A 226-nucleotide genomic window follows, 5' to 3' on the forward strand; every position below is an offset into this window, starting at 1 on the left:
TTTAGTAGATATTTCAGCAGCCTTTCCATCAGCCCTCATATCATCTAAAGCCTTATCAATAGCATTTAATAATTCTGTATCTGTTTTTCTTACACCAACTCCAAACGATTTAGCTGTAATAGGATATTCTTCTAAAAGTTCAAAGTCAGCATTCTCTTTAGATATATAATAACGAGCTACTATTTCATCTACTATCACAGCATCTATTCTTTTAGCCTCTAAATCT

General features: G+C 31.9%; 1 protein-coding gene. It reads right to left on the reverse strand.

Annotated features, from left to right (window positions below):
• A partial coding sequence (locus tag E6A48_RS11765) for a transporter substrate-binding domain-containing protein (RefSeq protein ID WP_219710491.1) occupies nucleotides 1-226 on the reverse strand: 226 nt, incomplete at both ends.

The organism is Brachyspira pilosicoli (assembly GCF_019402445.1).
In the GTDB taxonomy this organism is placed as follows: Bacteria; Spirochaetota; Brachyspiria; order Brachyspirales; family Brachyspiraceae; genus Brachyspira; species Brachyspira pilosicoli_B.